18 protein-coding genes and 1 tRNA gene are annotated in these 19,888 nt (G+C 69.7%); 13 read left to right on the forward strand and 6 right to left on the reverse strand.

Going from position 1 to position 19,888, the window contains the following annotated elements; genetic code table 11:
- Positions 1–17: 17 nt before the first annotated feature.
- From pdhA to AB663_RS12030, 3 genes are read left to right on the forward strand one after another with little or no spacing between them, the layout of a single operon-like run.
- The gene (pdhA, locus tag AB663_RS12020; RefSeq protein ID WP_067202684.1) at positions 18–1,133 is read left to right on the forward strand and encodes a pyruvate dehydrogenase (acetyl-transferring) E1 component subunit alpha; all 1,116 of its coding nucleotides are present in this window, start codon (positions 18–20) and stop codon (positions 1,131–1,133) included.
- Positions 1,134–1,135: 2 nt separating this feature from the next.
- Positions 1,136–2,146 (forward strand): alpha-ketoacid dehydrogenase subunit beta, encoded by a 1,011-nt coding sequence (locus AB663_RS12025; RefSeq protein ID WP_067199323.1) that lies wholly within the window; start codon positions 1,136–1,138, stop codon positions 2,144–2,146.
- Positions 2,143–3,507, forward strand: coding sequence for a dihydrolipoamide acetyltransferase family protein (locus AB663_RS12030; RefSeq protein ID WP_067199327.1), 1,365 nt, complete (start codon positions 2,143–2,145; stop codon positions 3,505–3,507). The genes AB663_RS12025 and AB663_RS12030 overlap by 4 nt, the downstream gene beginning before the upstream one ends.
- Here the strand turns inward: AB663_RS12030 and AB663_RS12035 are convergent.
- Positions 3,500–4,093, reverse strand: a complete 594-nt coding sequence (locus AB663_RS12035) for a TetR/AcrR family transcriptional regulator (RefSeq protein ID WP_067199330.1) — start codon at positions 4,091–4,093, stop codon at positions 3,500–3,502. The genes AB663_RS12030 and AB663_RS12035 overlap by 8 nt on opposite strands.
- Positions 4,094–4,202: 109 nt before the next feature.
- Here AB663_RS12035 and AB663_RS12040 point away from each other — a divergent pair, with 109 nt between their 5' ends.
- Genes AB663_RS12040 through AB663_RS12060 form a run of 5 tightly spaced genes read left to right on the forward strand, consistent with a single transcriptional unit; the run spans position 4,203 to position 10,121 of the window.
- Entirely contained in the window at positions 4,203–5,756 is a 1,554-nt protein-coding gene (locus AB663_RS12040) for a carboxyl transferase domain-containing protein (protein ID WP_067199334.1), read from the forward strand.
- 5 nt (positions 5,757–5,761) lie between these two features.
- Positions 5,762–7,669 carry an acetyl/propionyl/methylcrotonyl-CoA carboxylase subunit alpha gene (locus AB663_RS12045; RefSeq protein WP_067199337.1) on the forward strand — a complete coding sequence of 636 codons (1,908 nt, stop codon included), beginning with the start codon at positions 5,762–5,764 and terminating at the stop codon, positions 7,667–7,669.
- Positions 7,669–8,817 carry an acyl-CoA dehydrogenase family protein gene (locus AB663_RS12050; RefSeq protein WP_067199341.1) on the forward strand — a complete coding sequence of 383 codons (1,149 nt, stop codon included), beginning with the start codon at positions 7,669–7,671 and terminating at the stop codon, positions 8,815–8,817. The genes AB663_RS12045 and AB663_RS12050 overlap by 1 nt, the downstream gene beginning before the upstream one ends.
- Before the next feature lie 9 nt (positions 8,818–8,826).
- Positions 8,827–9,312, forward strand: a complete 486-nt coding sequence (locus AB663_RS12055) for a MaoC family dehydratase (protein WP_067199344.1) — start codon at positions 8,827–8,829, stop codon at positions 9,310–9,312.
- The gene (locus AB663_RS12060; protein ID WP_067199348.1) at positions 9,309–10,121 is read left to right on the forward strand and encodes an HpcH/HpaI aldolase/citrate lyase family protein; all 813 of its coding nucleotides are present in this window, start codon (positions 9,309–9,311) and stop codon (positions 10,119–10,121) included. Before AB663_RS12055 ends, AB663_RS12060 begins: the two co-directional genes overlap by 4 nt.
- A gap of 41 nt (positions 10,122–10,162) precedes the next feature.
- Here AB663_RS12060 and AB663_RS12065 read toward each other — a convergent pair whose 3' ends face one another.
- Together AB663_RS12065 and AB663_RS12070 are read right to left on the reverse strand one after the other, a co-directional pair.
- Positions 10,163–10,750 (reverse strand): histidine phosphatase family protein, encoded by a 588-nt coding sequence (locus AB663_RS12065; RefSeq protein ID WP_067199353.1) that lies wholly within the window; start codon positions 10,748–10,750, stop codon positions 10,163–10,165.
- Positions 10,747–11,622, reverse strand: a complete 876-nt coding sequence (locus AB663_RS12070) for a Sir2 family NAD-dependent protein deacetylase (RefSeq protein ID WP_067202688.1) — start codon at positions 11,620–11,622, stop codon at positions 10,747–10,749. Before AB663_RS12070 ends, AB663_RS12065 begins: the two co-directional genes overlap by 4 nt.
- A 78-nt stretch (positions 11,623–11,700) precedes the next feature.
- On the opposite strand from AB663_RS12070, the gene AB663_RS12075 reads away from it, so the two are divergent.
- Entirely contained in the window at positions 11,701–12,501 is an 801-nt protein-coding gene (locus AB663_RS12075) for a TrmH family RNA methyltransferase (protein WP_067199356.1), read from the forward strand.
- Between the two features lie 3 nt (positions 12,502–12,504).
- Here AB663_RS12075 and AB663_RS12080 read toward each other — a convergent pair whose 3' ends face one another.
- On the reverse strand, positions 12,505–13,338 hold the full coding sequence (locus AB663_RS12080) for an SGNH/GDSL hydrolase family protein (protein ID WP_067199360.1): 834 nt from the start codon (positions 13,336–13,338) through the stop codon (positions 12,505–12,507).
- A 126-nt stretch (positions 13,339–13,464) separates the two neighbouring features.
- Between AB663_RS12080 and AB663_RS12085 the strand changes: the two genes are divergently transcribed.
- Both AB663_RS12085 and AB663_RS12090 read left to right on the forward strand, forming a co-directional pair.
- Positions 13,465–15,207 (forward strand): DEAD/DEAH box helicase, encoded by a 1,743-nt coding sequence (locus AB663_RS12085; protein ID WP_067199363.1) that lies wholly within the window; start codon positions 13,465–13,467, stop codon positions 15,205–15,207.
- 191 nt (positions 15,208–15,398) lie between these two features.
- Positions 15,399–16,496: a VIT1/CCC1 transporter family protein gene (locus AB663_RS12090; protein ID WP_067199366.1), complete on the forward strand. Its 1,098-nt coding sequence runs from the start codon at positions 15,399–15,401 to the stop codon at positions 16,494–16,496.
- Positions 16,497–16,613: 117 nt separating this feature from the next.
- On the opposite strand, the gene AB663_RS12095 is transcribed toward AB663_RS12090, so the two are convergent.
- Positions 16,614–16,696: transfer RNA gene (locus AB663_RS12095), tRNA-Leu, on the reverse strand.
- 113 nt (positions 16,697–16,809) lie between these two features.
- On the opposite strand from AB663_RS12095, the gene AB663_RS12100 reads away from it, so the two are divergent.
- The gene (locus tag AB663_RS12100; RefSeq protein WP_067199369.1) at positions 16,810–18,105 is read left to right on the forward strand and encodes a M20/M25/M40 family metallo-hydrolase; all 1,296 of its coding nucleotides are present in this window, start codon (positions 16,810–16,812) and stop codon (positions 18,103–18,105) included.
- A 44-nt stretch (positions 18,106–18,149) separates the two neighbouring features.
- Positions 18,150–18,977 (forward strand): undecaprenyl-diphosphate phosphatase, encoded by an 828-nt coding sequence (locus tag AB663_RS12105; RefSeq protein WP_067199372.1) that lies wholly within the window; start codon positions 18,150–18,152, stop codon positions 18,975–18,977.
- Between the two features lie 46 nt (positions 18,978–19,023).
- Here the strand turns inward: AB663_RS12105 and AB663_RS12110 are convergent, their stop codons facing one another.
- Positions 19,024–19,872, reverse strand: a complete 849-nt coding sequence (locus tag AB663_RS12110; protein WP_067199375.1) for a PAC2 family protein — start codon at positions 19,870–19,872, stop codon at positions 19,024–19,026.
- Positions 19,873–19,888 lie beyond the last annotated feature (16 nt).

The following is a 19,888-nucleotide window of genomic DNA, read 5'->3' on the forward strand; positions in this document are numbered from 1 at the left end:
GAACGAGGAGGACGATGATGTCACCGCAGATCACTCCCATTGCAGATACGGCGCAGGACCTCGAACTCTCCGAGCGCATCCTCGCTCCCGACGGCACGCGCTTGAGCAATCCTCGGCTCGACGGGTATGTGGCCGATGTCGACGCGTCCGTGTTGCGCTCGCTCCTGCGGGACATGGTGATCCTGCGCCGGATCGACGCCGAGGGTGTCGCTCTGCAGCGGCAGGGCCAGCTCGGCCTCTGGGCGCCGTGCCAGGGCCAGGAGGCGACGCAGATCGGCACGGCCAGAGCCCTCGCGCCGCAGGACTACATCTTCCCGAGCTACCGCGAGACCGGCGTCATCTACGCGCGCGGCGCGCAACCCGCGGACTACGTGCGCATGTGGCGGGGCGAGGAGGGCGCGGCGTACGACCCGGCCGCGTTGCGGGTCGCGCCCCTGCAGATCATCATCGGCGCGCAGACACTGCACGCCGTCGGCTACGCCATCGGGATCAAGCATGACGGCGCCGACGAGGTCGCGGTCACGTATTTCGGCGACGGCGCGACGAGCCAGGGCGACGTGAACGAGGCGATGATCTTCGCCTCGTCGTACCAGGCGCCCGTGGTGTTCGTGTGCCAGAACAACCACTGGGCGATCTCCGAACCTGTCGCGGTGCAGTCGCAGTTCCCCATCGCCGGCAGGGCCCCCGGCTTCGGCATCCCGAGTCTCCGCGTCGACGGCAACGATGTGCTCGCGTGCATGGCCGCCATGCGGTGGGCGCTCGAGCACGCGCGCGCGGGCAGAGGACCGGCATACATCGAAGCGGTGACCTATCGCATGGGGCCGCACACCACGGCGGACGACCCGACGCGGTATCGCACGGAGGCGGAGCTGGAGGCCTGGCGCTCGCGCGACCCGATCGCGCGCCTCGAAGCCCATCTGCGGGCCGCAGGCGAGCTCACCGACGAGCAGGCGGCGGAGCACCGTCAGGCGGCCGACGCCCTCGCGGCGCAGATGCGCGCGGCGTGCCTCGGCATGGTCACCCGCCCGCCGCTCGCGGTGTTCGACGGGGTCTACGCCGAGCCGCACACCGGATTGCAGCGGCAGCGCGACGAGTACGCGGCGTACCTGGCGACGTTCGAGGGAGAGGCGTGACCATGACCGAGCTCACCTTGGGCAAAGCGCTCGGCGCCGGACTGCGGCGGGCGCTGCGCGACGACGACAAGGTCGTGCTCCTCGGCGAGGACATCGGCCGACTCGGCGGTGTCTTCCGCATCACCGACGGTCTCCTCGACGAGTTCGGACCGACGCGGGTCATCGACACCCCGCTGGCAGAGTCCGGGATCGTCGGGACGGCCGTGGGGCTCGCCTTCCGCGGCTACCGGCCGGGGGTCGAGATCCAGTTCGACGGCTTCGTCTACCCGGCGTTCGACCAGATCGTGTCGCAGGTCGCCAAACTCCACTACCGCACGCAGGGGCGGGTGAAGATGCCGATCACCATCCGCATCCCGTGGGCCGGCGGAATCGGCGCGGCGGAGCACCACTCGGAGTCGCCCGAGGCGTACTTCGTGCATACGGCCGGGCTGCGCGTCATCGCAGTGTCGAGCCCCGAAGACGCGTACCGCAGCCTGCGGCAGGCGATCGCGTGTGATGATCCGGTGATCTTCTTCGAGCCGAAGCGGCTGTATCACCACAAGGGCGAGGTGGACCTGGGGGCGCCGCTGGCGGATGCTCCGCCCATGGGGCTCGCCCGTGTCGTGCGCGAGGGCAGCGACGCAACGGTCCTCACCTATGGGGCGATGGTGACGACGGCGCTCCAGGCTGCGGAAGCCGCCGAGGACGAGGACATCTCGCTCGAGGTCATCGACCTGCGATCGCTGTCCCCTGTCGACTACGGCACCGTTGCGGCATCCGTCCGCAAGACGGGCCGGGTCGTCGTGGCACATGAGGCGTCCCGCGAGGCCGGGGTGGCCGCCGAGGTCATCGCGAGTGTCACCGAACTCTGCTTCGAGTACCTCGAGTCCGCACCCGTGCGGGTGACGGGCCACGATGTTCCGTATCCTCCGGCGAAGCTGGAGAAGTACCACCTGCCCGATCTCGATCGCATCCTGGACGCGGTCGACCGGGTCCTCGATCGTCCGCACAGCGTGTCAGGAGCCGACGCATGATCGCAGAATTCCGTCTCCCCGACCTGGGGGAAGGGCTCACCGAGGCCGAGGTCGTGCAGTGGCTCGTGGCGCCAGGAGACGCCGTCGCGCTGAACCAGACCCTTGCAGAGGTCGAGACGGCGAAGGCCGTCGTCGAACTCCCCTCACCGTACGAGGGCACGGTGTCAGCGCTCCACGCCGACGCGGGGGAGACCGTCGCCGTCGGTGCTCCGCTCATCGCCTTCGAGGTGGACGGCGGCGGCGCACCGGAAGGCCCGGATGCCGCGGCAGAGGAGCGTGCGCAGCCGAACCTCGTCGGCTACGGTGCAGCTCCCGCCACAGGTGCAAGACCGGCGCGGCGTGCACGGCGCGTCGGCGCCAAGGCCTCGACCACGGACACCGCCGTTCTCGAGGCGGCTCCGCACGATGCCGTGCCTGCAGCGCCGGCCGAGGCTGTCGTCGAACGGCCGCGTTCCACCCCGCCTGTGCGCGCCTATGCCAAGAGACTCGGCATCGACCTCGCGTTGGTGGCCGCCACGGTGGGAGACCGTCTGATCACCAGGGACGACGTGGACGCCTTCGCCCAGGGCCGAGGAACCGGGCGTGTACTCGGTACGTCGTCGGCACCGGCGGGAACCGTCGATGATGCGCGCGCGTGGGACGAGGCGCGCCATGGCGGTGAACGCGAGGTGCGCATCCCCATCCGCGGCGTGCGCAAGCACACGGCGGCCGCCATGGTGCAGAGCGCTTTCACGGCGCCGCATGTGACGGTGTTCCACACGGTCGACGTCACCGCGACGATGGACCTGATCGCGACGCTCAAGAACGATCGCTCCCTCGCCGAGCAGCGCATCGGCCCGCTCGCGGTCGTGGCGAAAGCGGTGTGCCTCGCGCTGAGCAGGGCGCCAGGGCTGAACTCGCGATGGGACGAGGAGGCGGGTGAGATCGTGCAGCACCGCTACGTGGATCTCGGCATCGCCGCGGCGACCGACCGCGGCCTGATCGTCCCGATCATCCGCGACGCCGACACGCTGTCGCTCGCCGAGCTCGCCGGCGCCATCCGCGCCCTGGCGGACACGGCCCGCGCAGGAAAGACGACCCCGGCGGATCTCGCGGGTGGCACGTTCTCGCTCTCGAACATCGGCGTGTTCGGGGTCGATGCGGGCACGCCGATCCTGCCGCCTGGTCAGTCGGGCATCCTCGCGATCGGTGCCGTGCGACGTCAGCCGTGGGAGCACCGTGGCGAGATCGCGCTGCGGCAGACCATGACGCTGAGCCTGTCGTTCGACCATCGGATCGTCGATGGTGCTGAGGGCGCCAGCTTCCTCAAGGATGTCGCGGACCTGCTGGAGGAGCCGGGTCGCGCCATGCTCTTCAGATAGAGGCGCGCAGCGCGGCCTCCGCCATCGCGGCCAGCACGGCGGCGGTGGCCGCGTGGCGTCGTGATGCCGCCCTGGTCGAGTGCGGCGTCGAGTTGATGAGTCCGAAGCATGCCTGCACGCGAAGCCGCAGTTCGTCAGAGGAGGCGTCGAGCAGTGGCGCGAGCGCGTCGATCCACAAGTCGATGTAGGTGCGCTGCAGCCGCCGGACCTCCGCCCTGTCCGACTCGGCGAGGTGGGCGACGTCGCGGTCCTGCACGCGGATCACGTCGGCGTTGCCGAGCGCGAACTCGACGTGGAAGGCGATGAGGGCGCGCACGCGCTCCGCCGCGTCCGACTGGGCCGAAGCGACCGCGGATCCGCCGGACACGAGGTCTTCGCTCACCTTCACGAGCACGGCTCCCAGCAGCGCCTGCTTGCCTGCGAAGTGACGGTACACGGCGGGGCCGGACACGCCGACGGCCGCACCGATGTCCTCGAGGCTCACGCCGTTGTAGCCGCGCTCGGCGAAGAGGTGCGCGGCCTCGCGCAGGATGGCGTCGGAGCGCTCCGCCTTCGCGCGGTCTCGGGCGGTGACCGGGCTTGTCATCTCAGTTAATCCTCGCTAACCTGAATCAACGGGTTAGTGAACACTAACCGAGAAGGCGGGCGCGGCGCCAGAGCGTCTGCGCATCACGTGGGTCGAGGAGGACGTCACGATGCCGGCTACCCAGGAATCACTTGCCGCCGAATTGCGCGAGCGACGGCGGTCGGCGGCCAGGGGAGGGCCAGAAGCCTCGCGGGAGAGGCACGTCGCCCGTGGAAAGCTGCTTCCCCGCGACCGCGTGGCACGAGTGCTCGACGAAGGCAGCCCCTTCCTCGAGGTGTCGCCGCTCGCCGCCCACGGCATGTACGGAGGAGAGGCCCCAGGCGCCGGTGTCATCGCCGGCATCGGGCTCGTCCACGGCCGCCACGTCATGGTGGTCTGCAACGACGCGACGGTCAAGGGCGGCACATACTTCCCGCTGACAGTGAAGAAGCACCTGCGCGCGCAGGAGATCGCGCTCGAGAACCGCCTGCCCTGCCTGTATCTGGTCGACTCCGGGGGTGCCTTCCTCCCCAAGCAGGATGAGGTGTTCCCCGACCGCGACCACTTCGGGAGGATCTTCTTCAATCAGGCGCGCATGTCCGCCGCCGGCATCCCGCAGCTCGCCGCCGTTCTCGGCTCCTGCACGGCGGGTGGCGCGTACGTCCCGGCGATGAGCGATGAGACCGTCATCGTCCGCGACCAGGGCACCATCTTCCTCGGCGGTCCGCCGCTCGTGAAAGCAGCCATCGGCGAGGTCGTGACCGCCGAAGAGCTCGGAGGTGGTGAGCTGCACGCGCGTCGCAGCGGCGTCGTCGACCACCTCGCCGACGACGACGAGCACGCACTGGAGATCCTGCGGGACATCGTCGCGACCCTCCCGGCACCCGACGAACCGGCATGGGAGGTGCTGCCCGGCCGTGACCCCGACGAGCTCTCCTCGCTGTACGACGTCGTCCCCGTCGACGTCAACGCCGGCTACGACGTGCACGAGGTGATCGCCCGCCTCGTCGACGGCGATTCGTTCCGCGAGTTCAAGGCCGGGTACGGTACGACGCTCGTGACCGGGTTCGCGCGTCTGCACGGTCACCCCATCGGCATCGTCGCCAACAACGGCGTGCTGTTCAGCGAGTCGGCGCTCAAGGGAGCGCACTTCATCGAGCTCTGCGACCAGCGCGGCATCCCGCTGCTCTTCTTGCAGAACATCACAGGGTTCATGGTGGGATCGGATGCCGAGGCTGGCGGCATCGCCAAGGACGGCGCGAAGATGGTCACGGCCGTGGCCACGACCAGGGTGCCGAAGCTCACGGTCATCATCGGCGGTTCGTTCGGCGCGGGGAACTACTCGATGTGCGGCCGCGCCTACTCTCCGCGCTTCCTCTGGACCTGGCCGGCGAGCCGCATCTCCGTGATGGGGGGAACGCAGGCGGCCTCCGTGCTCGCGACCGTCAAAGAGGACCAGCTCGCCGCGCGCGGCGAGTCGTGGACGGCGGAGGAGCGCGAGGAGTTCGAGGCACCGATCCGCGCACAGTACGAGACCCAGGGGGAGCCGTATTACGCGACGGCCCGGCTCTGGGATGACGGCATCATCGACCCGGCGGAGACGCGCGACGTGCTCGGCTTGGCACTCGACGTCGTTGCCCGCAGCCCCCTCCCCGAACCGCGCTTCGGCGTCTTCCGGATGTGAGCGAAATGAACTCCCCACACCTCTTCGACAGCGTGCTCATCGCGAACCGCGGCGAGATCGCGCGACGCATCATCCGCACGCTCCGACGACTCGGCATCCGCAGCATCGCGATCTACAGCGAGGCCGATGCTCATTCGCCCCACGTGCGAGAGGCCGACGACGCTGTTCGCATCGGACCCGCGCCGGCCTCCGAGTCGTATCTGGACATCGACGCCGTGATCGCGGCCGCACGGGCCACCGGCGCCGCCGCCGTCCATCCGGGGTACGGCTTCCTCTCCGAGAGCGTCGGACTCGCCGAAGCGTGCATCGAGAGCGGGATCGTCTTCATCGGCCCGTCGGTCGATGCCCTGCAGATCATGGGCGACAAGGCCAGGGCACGCGATCACGTCTCCCGGCACGGCGTCCCCGTCGTCCCCGGCTTCGACGCCGCGCGGCTGTCGGACGCCGAGATCGAGGAAGAGGCGGATGCCGTCGGCTACCCGCTTCTCGTCAAGCCCAGCGCGGGCGGTGGCGGGAAGGGGATGGAGGTGGTCAGCAGCCGGAGCGATCTCGCCTCCGCGCTCTCCGCTGCGCGGCGGGTGGCGGCTGCGGCCTTCGGCGACGACTCGCTGATCCTCGAGCGGCTCATCCGGCGCCCTCGTCACATCGAAGTGCAGGTCTTCGGCGACCGGCACGGACGCGTCATCGCTCTCGGCGAGCGCGAGTGCACGCTGCAGCGCCGTCATCAGAAGGTCGTCGAAGAGGCGCCTTCTGCCGGCATACCGTCGGCCACCCGCGAGCGGCTGCTGGATGCCGCCGTTCTCGCGGCGGAGAGCGTCGCGTACGTCGGAGCGGGAACCGTGGAGTTCCTCGTCGACGCCGACGCCCCCGACGCCGTGTTCTTCATCGAGATGAACACGCGACTCCAGGTCGAGCATCCGGTCACGGAGGCGGTGACCGGTCTCGACCTCGTGGAGCTGCAGCTCCGCGTCGCCGCAGGCGAGCGGCTGGGGGAACCGCCGGCCCTTCGCGGGCACGCCGTCGAGGCGCGGGTGTATGCGGAGTCGCCCGAGCGCGGCTTCCTGCCGTCCACCGGTCGCATCCTCCTGTTCGACCCGCCGTCGGGCGTGCGCGTCGACGCGGCGATCGAGACCGGGAGCGAGGTCACGGGCTTCTACGATCCGATGATCGCGAAGGTCGTCGCCTCCGCGGACGACCGCGCCACTGCGCTGCGCAGCCTCGACGAGGCGCTCGCTCGCACGGTCGTCCTCGGCGTCGAGACGAACATCGCCTTCCTGCGCACGCTGTGCCGCGACGAGCGCGTGGTCGCGGGCGACCTCGACACCGGGCTCATCGAGACCCTGCTGCCCGTGCCGGCCGCGCGGCCCGGACCCCGGGTGCTCGCTGCGGCACGTCGTCATCTCGACGAGTCCGCGCAGCGCCGCAGGTCAGCCGAGATCGCTCGCCGCGCTGGCGCCGTGTGGGCACGCCTCACGGACGACTCCGCACGCACGGTGTCGTTCCTCACGGACGACGGTGAGGTGCACGACGCGGGAGACGCAGACGGCGGCGGCGCGCGCGTCGCCGAGGACGTCGACGGAGCGCTGTGGGTGGCCGATGAGAGCGGGGCGTTCCGGCTGCGTCCGCTGGACAGACGAGGGCGGATGCGTGTTCGGCTCGCCGAGAAGGTGCAGGCGGCCGCGGCGACCGACCCGGAGGCGCGTGCGCCGATGCCGGGGAGCGTCGTCGCCGTGCACGTCGACGATGGGGCCTCGGTGCCGGCTGGCACCGCACTCGTCTCGATCGAGGCGATGAAGATGGAGCACCAGGTGCTCGCGCCGCACGACGGCACGGTGCAGCTGCTGGTCGCGGTGGGCGACCAGGTGCGGCGCGACCAACCGGTCGCCCGTGTTACGACCCAGGAGGAGCGATGATGGACGATCTGTCCGAGGAGGAACGCGATCTCGCGGCCATGACGCGAGATTTCGCCGAGAGCGTCGTGGCGCCGCAGGCGTACGAGGCCGATCGCACGCACACCCTGTCGATGGACGTGGTCCGCCAGATGGGAGAGCTCGGGCTGTTCGGTCTCCCCTTCCCCGAGGAGTACGGGGGACAGGGCGGCGATTACATGGCGCTCGGCATCGCGATCGAAGCGCTTGGCCGCGTCGACCAGTCGATCGCGATCACCCTGGAGGCCGGGGTCAGCCTCGGTGCCATGCCCGTGTTCCGGTTCGGCACGGAGGAGCAGAAGAAGGAGCTCCTGCCGGATCTCCTGGCCGGGCGGGCGCTTGCGGGCTTCGGCCTGACCGAACCGGAGGCCGGCAGCGACGCCGGAGCCACGCGCACGACCGCGCGGCTCGACGGAGAGGAATGGGTGATCGACGGGTCCAAGCAGTTCATCACCAACTCCGGTACCCCGATCACTCGGTTCGTCACCGTCACGGCCGTGACCGGCTCTCGCGACGGGCGCAAGGAGATATCGACGATCATCGTCCCCAACGGCACGCCCGGGTTCACCGTCGAGCCCGCCTACGACAAGGTCGGGTGGAACGCGTCCGACACCCACCCCCTCACCTTCACCGGAGCGCGCGTGCCGGCGGGCAACCTGCTCGGTGAGCGGGGAAGCGGGTTCCGCAACTTCCTCAGCATCCTCGATGAGGGCCGCATCGCGATCGCCGCCCTCGCCACGGGCGCCGCCGAGGGATGCCTGGAGGCCGCGGTGGAATACGCGAAGAGCCGCACCATCTTCGGCAGTGCGCTCAGCACACGGCAGAACGCGCAGTTCACGCTCGCCCGCATGAGGGCTCGTGTGCACACCGCGCGTCTGGCGTGGCACCACGCGGCGCGCCTGCGCGACGCGGGTCGTCCGTTCGCCGAGCAGGCCGCGATCGCCAAGCTGGTGTCGGGTGAAGCCGCAATGGACAACGCACGCGACGCGACGCAGATCTTCGGCGGCAACGGCTTTATGAACGAGTTCCCCGTCGCCCGCCACTACCGCGACTCGAAGATCCTCGAGATCGGCGAAGGCACGACCGAGGTGCAGCTGCTCGTCATCGCACGGGCGCTGGGCCTTGCCGGGTAGCGTGGCAGCATGACCGCGCGCGAGATCGTCCAGCGCGGGCTCTACTTCGAGGAGTTCGAGGTCGACGCCCGCTACCTGCATCGGCCTGGTCGCACCGCGACCGAAGCCGACAACGTGCTGTTCACGACACTCACCATGAACACGCAGGCCCTCCACCTCGATGCGGCGTTCGCCGAGACACAGGAGTTCGGCGCACGGCTCATGAACTCGATGTGGACGCTGTCCACGATGGTCGGATCGTCGGTCGCGCAGCTGACCCAGGGAACCCTGGTCGCGCAGCTCGGACTCGGCGACATCTCGTTCCCGCATCCGCTGTTCGCGGGCGACACGCTGTACACCGAGAGCGTCGTCACCGCCGTCCGGCCCTCCTCATCACGACCGGCCCAGGGCATCGTGACCATCCAGCACACCGGGCGCAATCAGCACGGCACGGTGGTGGCCACCGCCACGCGGACCGTGCTCGTGCACCGGCGACCCATCGAGGAGGAATCGTGACGTTCGAGCTCGGTCCCGCGCTGCTCTTCTGCCCGGCCGACCGGCCTGAGCGCTTCCACGGAGCGCTCGAGAAGGCCGACGCCGTGATCATCGATCTCGAGGACGCCGTGCTCCCCGATGCGAAGGCGACCGCCAGGAGCAATCTCCTCGAGGCCGACCTCGACCCCGACCGGGTGATCGTCCGGGTGAACGCGCCAGGCACGGAGGCTTTCGACGCAGACCTCGCCGTTCTCTCGAAGACGCGCTTCCGAACGGTCATGGTCGCCAAGACGGAGAGCGCCGAGAGCCTGGACGCGTTCGACGACGGCTTCGCCCTGCTCGCCCTGTGCGAGACCGCGCGCGGCGTGCACGCGGCCGACGCGATCGCAGCGCATCCTCTCGTCGTCGGGATGATGTGGGGTGCGGAAGACCTCGTCGCCTCCCTGGGCGGGACGTCGAGCCGTTCGTCGGCTGGCGCGTACCGCGACATCGCACGATACGCGCGTTCACGCGTGCTCCTGGAGGCCGGTGCGTACGGGAAGGCGGCGATCGACGCGGTGCACATCGACATCGACGACCTCGATGGCCTCGCCGCGGAAGCCGAGGACGCGGCCGCGTCCGGTTTCCGCGCGACGGCCTGCATCCACCCCCGCCAGGTGCCGGTGATCCGTGCCGCATACCGCCCGGACGACGCGACGCTCGGCTGGGCACGTGCCGTGCTGGCTGCCGCCGAGCACGAGAGGGGAGTCTTCCGCTTCGACGGCCGGATGGTCGACGAGCCCGTGCTGCGGCACGCGCGCTCGGTGCTGGCGCGAGCAGAAGGGGCCTGACGCGCGCGGCTGCTGCCGCCGAGCGCGTCAGGACAGCCGACTCAGAGGAGCACGGACTCCTCGAGAAGGCGGAGCGAGTCGGGCGACGCTTCGAACCGATGCACCGAGCCGTTCGCGAGCACCTCGCCATGCCGGGGGAGCGTGCCGCCGGAGACGTGGTCGATGAGCGCGCGGATGACGCCGCCGTGCGCGACGACGATCACGGACTCGGCGATGGGCGCAGAACGCCGGCGCGCCTCACGGGCGATGCGGTGCAGCGCCGACATGGCGCGGAGTCCCACCTCGTGGAGCGACTCGGCTCCGGGGACCTCGGCGTGCCAGTCGCCGTACTTCTCGATGTAGTCCGCGACGAGCATGCCTTCGCCCTCGCCGAACTCGCGTTCCCGCACATCGTGCACGATCGTCGGAGGCTCCAGCCCGAGCTGCTCGGCGATGATCTCCGCGGTCTCCCGTGCCCGGGAGAGCGGGCTGGAGTAGATGCGGTGATGCGCGGTGCCCGACAGCCGATCGGCCGCCACGCGAGCGTCGGCGCGACCCGTGTCGTTCAGCGGGATGTCGGTCGTCCCTTGGATGCGTCGCTCCAGGTTCCAGTCGGTCTGTCCGTGGCGGACGAGGGTGAGAAGTGTCACGGCGTGCCGCTCCTTTCCGTCGTCGGCGTCCGGTCGCTCGTCGGAGACATCAGGTCGTGCAGCGCCGGGAGCACCTCGCTCGTGCCTGCAGGGATGGTGAGGTCGGCCCAGGCGTCGGCCCGCGTGGGCTCGCGGTTCACGATCACGAGCGGGATGCTGCGCCGGCGGGCGCGCTCGACGAGCCGGACGCCCGAGTTCACGACCAGGGACGACCCCGCGACGATCAAGGCGCTGCTCGCGCGCAGGAGCGACTCCGCCGCAGCAAACCGCCCGCGCGGAACGAACTCGCCGAAGAACACGACATCGGGCTTCAGCGTCCCGCCGCACACGGTGCAGGTCGGGACGATGAAGCCATCGGTGCTCTCCGGCAGCACGTCGCCGTCGGGCGCGAGCGCCACGTTCTCGGGCACGGAGATCCAGGGGTTGAGGTCTTCGATCTGCGCTGCGACGTCGCGCCGGTCGAAGACCTGGCCGCAGTGCAGGCACAGCACACGGCGCATGGTGCCGTGGACTTCGATCACGTGTGAGCTGCCTGCCCGCAGATGCAGGCCGTCCACGTTCTGGGTGATCACACCTGAGACCACGCCCTCCGCCTCCATCGCGGCGAGAGCGAGGTGGCCAGGGTTCGGCTCGGCGGCGGCGAAGGCCCGCCATCCCAGGTGGCCGCCGACCCAGTAGCGCCGACGGGCCGCCTCGTCTCCGAGGTAGCGGTCGATGGTCATCGGGTCGGAGCGTGTGCGCGCACCCTCTCCGCGATACGCGGGGATGCCCGAATCGGTGGAGATGCCCGCCCCGGTGAGGAGGGCGATCCGGCGCCCGCGGAGGAGGTCGGCCGCCTGCGAGATCCGAGCACGGAACTCGTCGTCTGGCATCGCGATCACAGTACCTCCCTCCGCGAGTCTACGGTGCCCTCGCACGGCACGGCCGCGCGCATGCCACAGTGGAGGTCTATGGAGATCATCGAGATCGGCCGCGCCGACGACCCGCGTCTTGACGACTTCCGCTCGCTCACCGACACCGCGCTGCGGCAGCGGACCGAGCCCGCGGGCGGCCTGTACATCGCAGAGTCGGAGAAGGTCATCCAGCGCGCCGTCGCGGCGGGGCATCGGCCGCGATCGCTCATGGTGCAGCGGCGGTGGCTCGACGGCATCCGCGCATTGCTGCATGGTCACGACGTCCCGGTGTACGTCGTGCCGGACGAGGTCGCAGAGGGCGTGACCGGCTTCGCCGTGCACCGTGGCGCGCTCGCCTCGATGCATCGTCCTGACCTGCCGCCCGTCGCCGGGCTCGTGCAGCACGCCACCCTGGTGCTCGTGCTCGACGGTCTCGGCGACCACACCAACGTCGGCGCGGCCTTCCGCGCCGCCGCCGGGCTCGGGGCGGATGCCGTGCTGGTCTCGCCCCGCTGCGCGGATCCGCTGTATCGACGCAGCGTGCGGGTGAGCATGGGCACGGTGTTCCACGTCCCGTGGACGCGCATGGAGACGTGGGAGTCCGGCATCGCGGAACTGCACGCAGCCGGCGTGACGATCGCGGCGCTGGCTCTCCGAGACGACGCGGTTCCGCTCGACCGCTTCGTCCGGCAGCGCCCGCCGAAGGTCGCCCTCGTCCTCGGGTCGGAGGGGGAGGGGCTCTCCGAGGAGACGATCGCCTCGGCGGATGTCGCCGTGACCATCCCGATGTCGGGCGGCGTCGACTCGCTCAACGTGGCGTCAGCGGCAGCCGTGGCGATGTGGGCGCTGCGCCACTGACGGTCAGTCCTGCGGCTCGGACCGACGGACGACAGGAGCCGGCTCTGGGCGCTTCGCCGCGACGTTGTCACCAGACGACTGGTGGCGCAGCCGCCGCAGCACCCACGGGACGAGGTGCTCACGGGCCCAGCCGAGGTCCTCGCTGCGCGCCTCGCGCCAGGTCCGCACGGGCAGCGGTTCCGGCTGCATGGCCTCGAGGTCGTTCGGCACGTTGAGGGCGCGCAGCACCATGCGCGCGACTTCGTGGTGTCCGAGCGCGTTGTAGTGCAGCCGGTCGTCGTCGAAGAAGCGGGGGTCCTGCACGACCTTGAGCGCCCATTGATCGGCGACGATGCAGTCGTGGCGTTCGGCGATGGCCCGAACGTTCTCGTTGTAGATCGCGACCTTGCCGCGGAACGGCCGGAACACCGGCGTGAAGGCGGTGTCGATGCCGGTGAACAGCACCACGGCTGCGCCGGTCGATGCGAGCCGCGCGACGGCATCCTCCAGCTGGGCGGCGATCGCATCGGGATCGGTACCAGGACGGATGACGTCGTTGCCGCCTGCGCAGATGGAGACCAGATCGGGGCGCAGCGCGACAGCCGGCTCGATCTGATCCTGCACGATCTGGGCGATCAGCTTCCCCCTGACCGCGAGGTTGGCGTACGCGAAGTCGTCGACCTGCTGCGACAGCACCTCGGCGACGCGATCCGCCCACCCTCGATGCCCGCCCGGCACGTTCGGATCCGGGTCGCCGATCCCTTCGGTGAAGGAGTCGCCCACGGCGACGAACCGCCGCCAGGGGTGCGGGGTGTCGTTCGGGACGTACGGGGTGCGTGTCGAATCCTGGTCGGTCATCCAGCTCTCCTTCGCAAACGCGCCGACCGCTGGTCGCAGCAGCACAGAGACAGAGCCTACCCGCCGGCGCATCAGCCGGAGGAGGGCGCGCTGAAGTGTCGGACGCCTCGCCTATCGTTGTGAGTGATGCTTTCTCCGTCCTTTCCTCAGCGTGCCCCGTGGGGCACGGCGAGCAAACTCCGGGCATGGCAGCAGGAGGCGCTCGAGAAGTACTTCCAGGCCGATCAGCGCGATTTCCTCGTGGCGGCCACCCCCGGCGCAGGTAAGACCACGTTCGCGCTCACCCTGGCCGTCGAGCTCCTGCGCATGGGCGAGGTCAATCGGGTCATCGTCGTCGCGCCCACCGAGCACCTCAAGACGCAGTGGGCAGACGCCGCGGCACGGGTGCACATCCGCCTCGATCCGCGCTTCAAGAACAGCCACTGGGCGCCGGCGCGGCACTACCACGGCGTCGTGGTCACCTACGCACAGGTGGCGGCGAAATCCTCCGTCCACCGTCATCTCACCGAAGGCGCGAAGACGCTGGTGATCCTCGACGAGGTGCATCACGGCGGCGATGCGCTCAGCTGGGGCGACGCCATCCGCGACGCCTACGGTCCGGCCACTCGACGCCTTCTCCTCTCCGGTACGCCATTCCGCAGCGACACCGCTCCGATCCCGTTCGTGCAGTACATCCCTGACGAGAGCGGCGCCAGGGTCTCGAGCACCGACTACGCGTATGGATACGGGCGGGCCCTCGCCGACGGTGTCGTGCGTCCCGTCCTGTTCCACATGTACGCGGGCAAGATGCGGTGGCGCACGAGCGCCGGAGACGAGCTCGAAGCCTATCTCGGGCAGGACAACACGAAAGACGTGAATGCGCAGGCGTGGCGCACCGCGCTCGATCCGGAAGGGTCCTGGATGCCCGCCGTGCTCTCGGCGGCCGACCGGCGCCTCACCGAGATCCGTCATCATGTTCCGGATGCCGGGGGGCTCGTACTCGCGTCCGACCAGACCGTCGCCCGCGCATACGCCAAGATCCTGCACGGCATCACCGGAAGGCAGCCGACGATCGTGCTCTCCGATGATGCGTCGGCCTCGGAGCGCATCGAGAAGTTCAGCGCGAGCGATGAGCGCTGGATGGTGGCCGTGCGCATGGTGTCCGAGGGCGTCGACGTGCCCAGGCTGGCAGTGGGCGTGTACGCGACGTCGTCGTCGACACCGCTGTTCTTCGCGCAGGCGATCGGGCGCTTCGTGCGCGCCCGACGCCGCGGCGAGGCCGCGAGCGTGTTCCTTCCGAACGTGCCGGTGCTGATGACCCTCGCAAACGAGCTGGAGAAGCAGCGCGATCACGCCCTCGATCGTCACGACAAGGATGACGACGGCCTCGACGACTCCCTGCTCGAGAGCGCCAACCGTGAGGAGGAGGCCTCCGACGCCCTCACGCAGGAGTTCAGCTACCAGGCGATCTCGTCCGTGGCGCATTTCGACAGAGTCGTCTTCGAGGGCAAGGAGTTCGGCCAGCTCGCCGAGCCGGGCACACCGGAGGAGGAGGAGTTCATCGGCATCCCCGGCCTTCTCGAACCCGAGCACGTGCACGAACTGCTCATGCAGCGTCAGGCGAGGCAGTCGCGGCTGCGTGAGGCGCGCGAAGCGAAGGCGGGCGCAGCCGAGGCCACGACGCTTCCGCCACCGCTGCACCGCACGCTGCGCGAACAACGCCAGCTCCTCAACAGCCTGGTCGGTCTGTACGCGCGGCAGTCGGGTGAGCCGCACGGCGCGGTGCACGCCGAGCTCCGGCGCATGTGCGGAGGTCCTGCTGTCGCGCAAGCGACCGTGGCCCAGTTGCAGGCGCGCATCGACGTGTTGCGCAAGCGCGTCCGTTCGTAGGGCCCGCCTGTGAACGGCAGGGTGCGCCCGCCTGCCGCACTGGGGAGCGTCCGAGCGTGGGCTGCACGGGACGCCGCGCTTCGGATCCCCGAAATCCTGGCAATCCTCGGTTCAGCGCGCTGGCTGGTGCAGGGCGCGGATAGCGTGGAACGGTTGCCCGCACCCCGGGGCACGCACGATCTGGAGGACGCATGACAGCCCCCGCTCCCGCCGAACCGACCCCGGCCGATCGCCGCCGCTGGGCGCGCTACCTTGTCGAGGAGCGCGCGGAGGGAGCCGTGTACCAACGGCTCGCGCAGCGCCGCACGGGGGAGGAGCGTGACATCCTGCTCAGCCTCGCCGATGCCGAGCGTCGGCACGAACAGCACTGGCTCGACCTGCTCGGCGACGAGCCGGTGAAGCTGCCGAAGGCGGGCGTGCGTTCCCGGCTGCTCGGATGGATGGCCGGGCGATTCGGGTCGATCTTCGTCCTCGCACTGGCGCAGAGCGCGGAAGCGCGTTCGCCGTATGACGAGGAGAGGTGGGCGACGCCCGCCATGCGGGCCGATGAGAGGGTGCACTACGAGGTCGTCCGCGGTTTGGCAGCGCGGGGACGTCGTCGCCTGTCCGGCTCGTTCCGCGCCGCGGTCTTCGGCGCGAACGACGGTCTCGTGAGCAACCTCGCCCTGGTGCTCGGCATCGGCGCTACCGGAGTCAGCTCGGGTTTCGTGCTCTTCAGCGGCATCGCAGGTCTGCTGGCAGGGGCGCTGTCGATGGGGGCCGGTGAGTTCGTCTCGGTGCGCTCACAGCGCGAGCTGCTGGCGGCGACGGAGGCGAACGAGGATGCCGCTGCGTCCGCGGCAGACCTCGACATCGACGAGAATGAGCTCGCGCTCGTGTACCGGGCGCGCGGCATGGACCCGGACGAGGCTCTCGAGCGTGCACGGCGCATCGTGGCAGCAGCGCGCGCGGGCGTCCAGCGCTCGGTGACAGGACCGATCCACGTCCACGGCGGGGACGACCACGAGATCGTCGGCAGCGACTGGACCGCCGCACTGTCGAGCTTCCTCCTGTTCGCATCCGGTGCGATCGTCCCGGTGCTGCCGTGGCTCTTCGGACTCGCCGGCACCACCGCGATCGTGGTGGCGCTGATCCTGGTCGGCGTGGCGCTTCTGTCCACGGGCGCGATGGTCGGCATCCTCTCCGGCGGTCCTCCGCTGAAGCGCGCGCTGCGTCAGCTGGCCATCGGGTTCGGTGCGGCCGCCGTGACCTACGCGCTCGGGCTCGTGTTCGGAGTGAGCGCCTTGTAGAGGGCGGAGCGGCCCCGCAATGCACACCGCGGGGCCGACACGAAACGGGCCGACACGGAACGGGGGCCGACACGAAAAGAGTCCCGCTCCAGACGGAGCGGGACTCTCTTCTTCCTGTGCGCGGAGGGGGACTTGAACCCCCACGCCCTATCGGGCACTAGCACCTCAAGCTAGCGCGTCTACCATTCCGCCACCCGCGCAGGTGATGGACGTTCGTGTGCCGAACGAGGATTTACATTAGCACGAGCCGGACCTCCGCCTGAAACCGACGCCGTCGCCCGGGCGCGCCATGACGATTCGATAGCCTGGGTCCATGTCTGATCCCTCGCTTCCCGAGGTCGTGCGTGTCGCGCGTGACCTCATCCGCTTCGACACCTCCAACTACGGCGGGGGGCGCGCCAACGGCGAACGCGAGGCGGCGGAGTACGTGGGGGCGTATCTGCAGGACCTCAGCCTCCCCGTCGAGTACTACGAGCCGGCCCCGCGCCGGACCAACGTCATGGCGCGTGTACCCGGACGCGACAGGGCGAAACCGGCGTTGGTCGTGCACGGTCACCTCGACGTCGTGCCGGCCATGGCGGAGGAATGGAGCGTCGACCCGTTCGCAGGCATCGTGCGGGACGGCCTGCTGTGGGGACGCGGTGCCGTGGACATGAAGAACATGGACGCCATGATCCTCACGGCGGTCGGCGACATCCTCCGGTCGGGGGAGCAGCCGGAGCGCGACCTGATCCTGACGTTCTTCGCGGACGAGGAGAACGGCGGCGTCGAAGGGTCCGCGCTCGTCGTCCGCGACCGTCCCGAGTGGTTCGCGGGTGCCGCGGAGGCGATCAGCGAGGTCGGCGGCTACTCGATCACCGTCGACGACCGTCGTGCCTATCTGCTGCAGGTGGGGGAGAAGGCTCTCATCTGGCTCCGGCTCGTGGCGAAGGGGCAGGCAGGGCACGGGAGCCGCCTCCATGACGACAACGCCGTGACGAAGCTGGCCGAGGCCGTCGCAGCCATCGGGCGCACGCGCTGGCCCGTGCGCCTCACGCCCACCACCGAAGCGCTCCTCGCAGGGCTGGGAGACCTCACCGGCCGGCCAACGGACGACCCAGATGCGCTTGCAGCCGCGGCGGGTCCCGCCGAGGCGTTCCTGCGTTCGACGTTCCGCACCACAGCCAATCCCACGGCGCTCACGGCCGGGTACAAGCACAACGTGATCCCTGAACGCGCCGAGGCCCTTGTCGACGTCCGTGTCCTCCCGGGCACGGAGGACGATGTGCTCGCTGAGCTGCAGCAGATCGTCGGCGACGAGATCGTGATCGAGACCGTGGTGCGCGACATCGGAATGGAGACGTCGTTCTCCGGAGACCTCGTCGACGCCATGGTCGCGAGCATCGGCCGGTTCGACCCGGGCGTGCCTGTCATCCCGTACCTCCTCGGCGCAGGCACCGACAACAAGGCGTTGGCGACGCTCGGGATCACCGGGTACGGCTTCGCCCCGCTGCGACTCCCTGCCGATCTCGACTTCACGGGCATGTTCCACGGTGTCGACGAGCGGGTACCCGTAGACTCTCTTGTCTTCGGTCAGCAGGTTCTGGCCGATCTCCTGCGCACGTACTGAGCCGCGGCTCGTCCTCCGCGCGGTCCACTACCAGAAGGCCCTCCATGCACCTGCTCGAAGCGCTCATCCTCGGCATCGTGCAGGGACTCACCGAGTTCCTGCCCATCTCGTCCAGCGCGCACCTGCGCATCCTCGGCACTTTCCTGCCGTCGGGGGAGGACCCGGGAGCGGCGTTCACCGCGATCACGCAGATCGGAACAGAAGCGGCGGTCGTCGTCTTCTTCTGGCGCGACATCGTGCGCATCATCGGTCAGTGGTTCCGGTCGCTCGTCGGCAAGGCTCCGCGGACGGATCCGGACGCTCGGATGGGGTGGATGATCATCATCGGCAGCATCCCGATCGTCGTGCTCGGCCTGCTCTTCCAGGACCAGATCGAGAGCGTGCTCCGTTCGCTGTGGATCGTCGCCGTCATGCTCATCGTCTTCGGCATCCTGCTCGGCGTCGCGGACCGAGTCGGCGCCAAGCGTCGTTCGCTGAACGACCTCACGTATCCCCACGGCGTGGCGTACGGGTTCGCACAGGCGCTCGCGCTCATCCCCGGCGTCTCGCGCTCGGGCGGGACGATCACGATGGGTCTGTTCCTCGGCTATGAGCGCGCGGCCGCCGCGCGCTACGCCTTCCTGCTGGCGATCCCCGCGGTGTTCGGCAGCGGCTTCTACCAGGTGTTCAAGAGCTGGGACGAACCGGGGCAGTTCTTCACGTTCGGTGAGACCCTCGCCGCCACCGGAATCGCGTTCGTCGTCGCACTGGGTGTCATCGCGTTCTTCATGAACTGGATCTCGAAGCGCAGCTTCATGCCCTTCGTCATCTACCGCATCCTGCTCGGAACCGCGCTGCTTGTCCTGCTCGCCGCCGGAGTGATCCCGGCCTGAGCGGCGCGCACACGAACGCGGCGAACGCGGTGCGCTGGCCCTCGGTTCAGCGCTTGCGGTCGCCCGGGTCGTCTCCGCGCCGGCGGAGATAGCGCTCGAACGCCTGGGCGATGGCGTCTCCCGAGGCTTCGGGGGAGTCCCACGTGTCTCGGGTCCGCTCCAGCTGCCGGATGTACTCGGTCATGTCTTCATCGTCGGCCGCAGCGGCGTCGATCGACGCCTCCCAGGCCGCCGCGTCCGTACGCAGACGTTCCCGCGGCACATCGACGCCGGTGAGCTCCTCGAGCCGATCGAGAAGCGCGAGGGTCACCTTCGGTGAAGGGGTGGCGGACGCGACGTAGTGCGGCACGCTCGCCCACAGACTCGCCGTCGGGATCCCGGCGTTCTCGGCGAAGTGCTCGAAGACGCTGAGTATGCCGACAGGACCTTCGTAGAGCGACCGCTCGAGCCCGTGCGCCTCGCGGACGTCCTCGTTCTGGCTCGATGCGAAGACCGAGATCGGACGCGTATGCGGGACGTCGGACAGCATGGCACCGAGGGTGACCAGGCCCGAGACATCGTCTCTGAGCATCACGTCGACGAACTCGGCCGCGAATGCCTGCCAGGTGCGAGCCGGCTCGACCCCGGTGAGCAACCAGAGCTCCGGGCCGGACCCGGGATCGCGCGGCCGCCAGAGCCCGGCTTCCGGCCAGGTCAGCTGCCGGTGCCCTTCGGCGTCCATCGTGGTCGCGGGTCGCGTGTACTGATAGTCGAAGTACAGCTCAGGGTCGACCGAGTGCACGAGGTCGTAGTCGGTCATCGCGCGCAGTGCGGCGATGGCTCCGCTGGCAGCCTCTCCGGCGTCGTTCCAGCCGTCGAAGGCTGCGATGATGATCCGAGATCCGAGAACATCCATCGGGGGCTCCTTCCGC

Source organism: Microbacterium sp. XT11, from assembly GCF_001513675.1.
GTDB lineage: Bacteria > Actinomycetota > Actinomycetes > Actinomycetales > Microbacteriaceae > Microbacterium.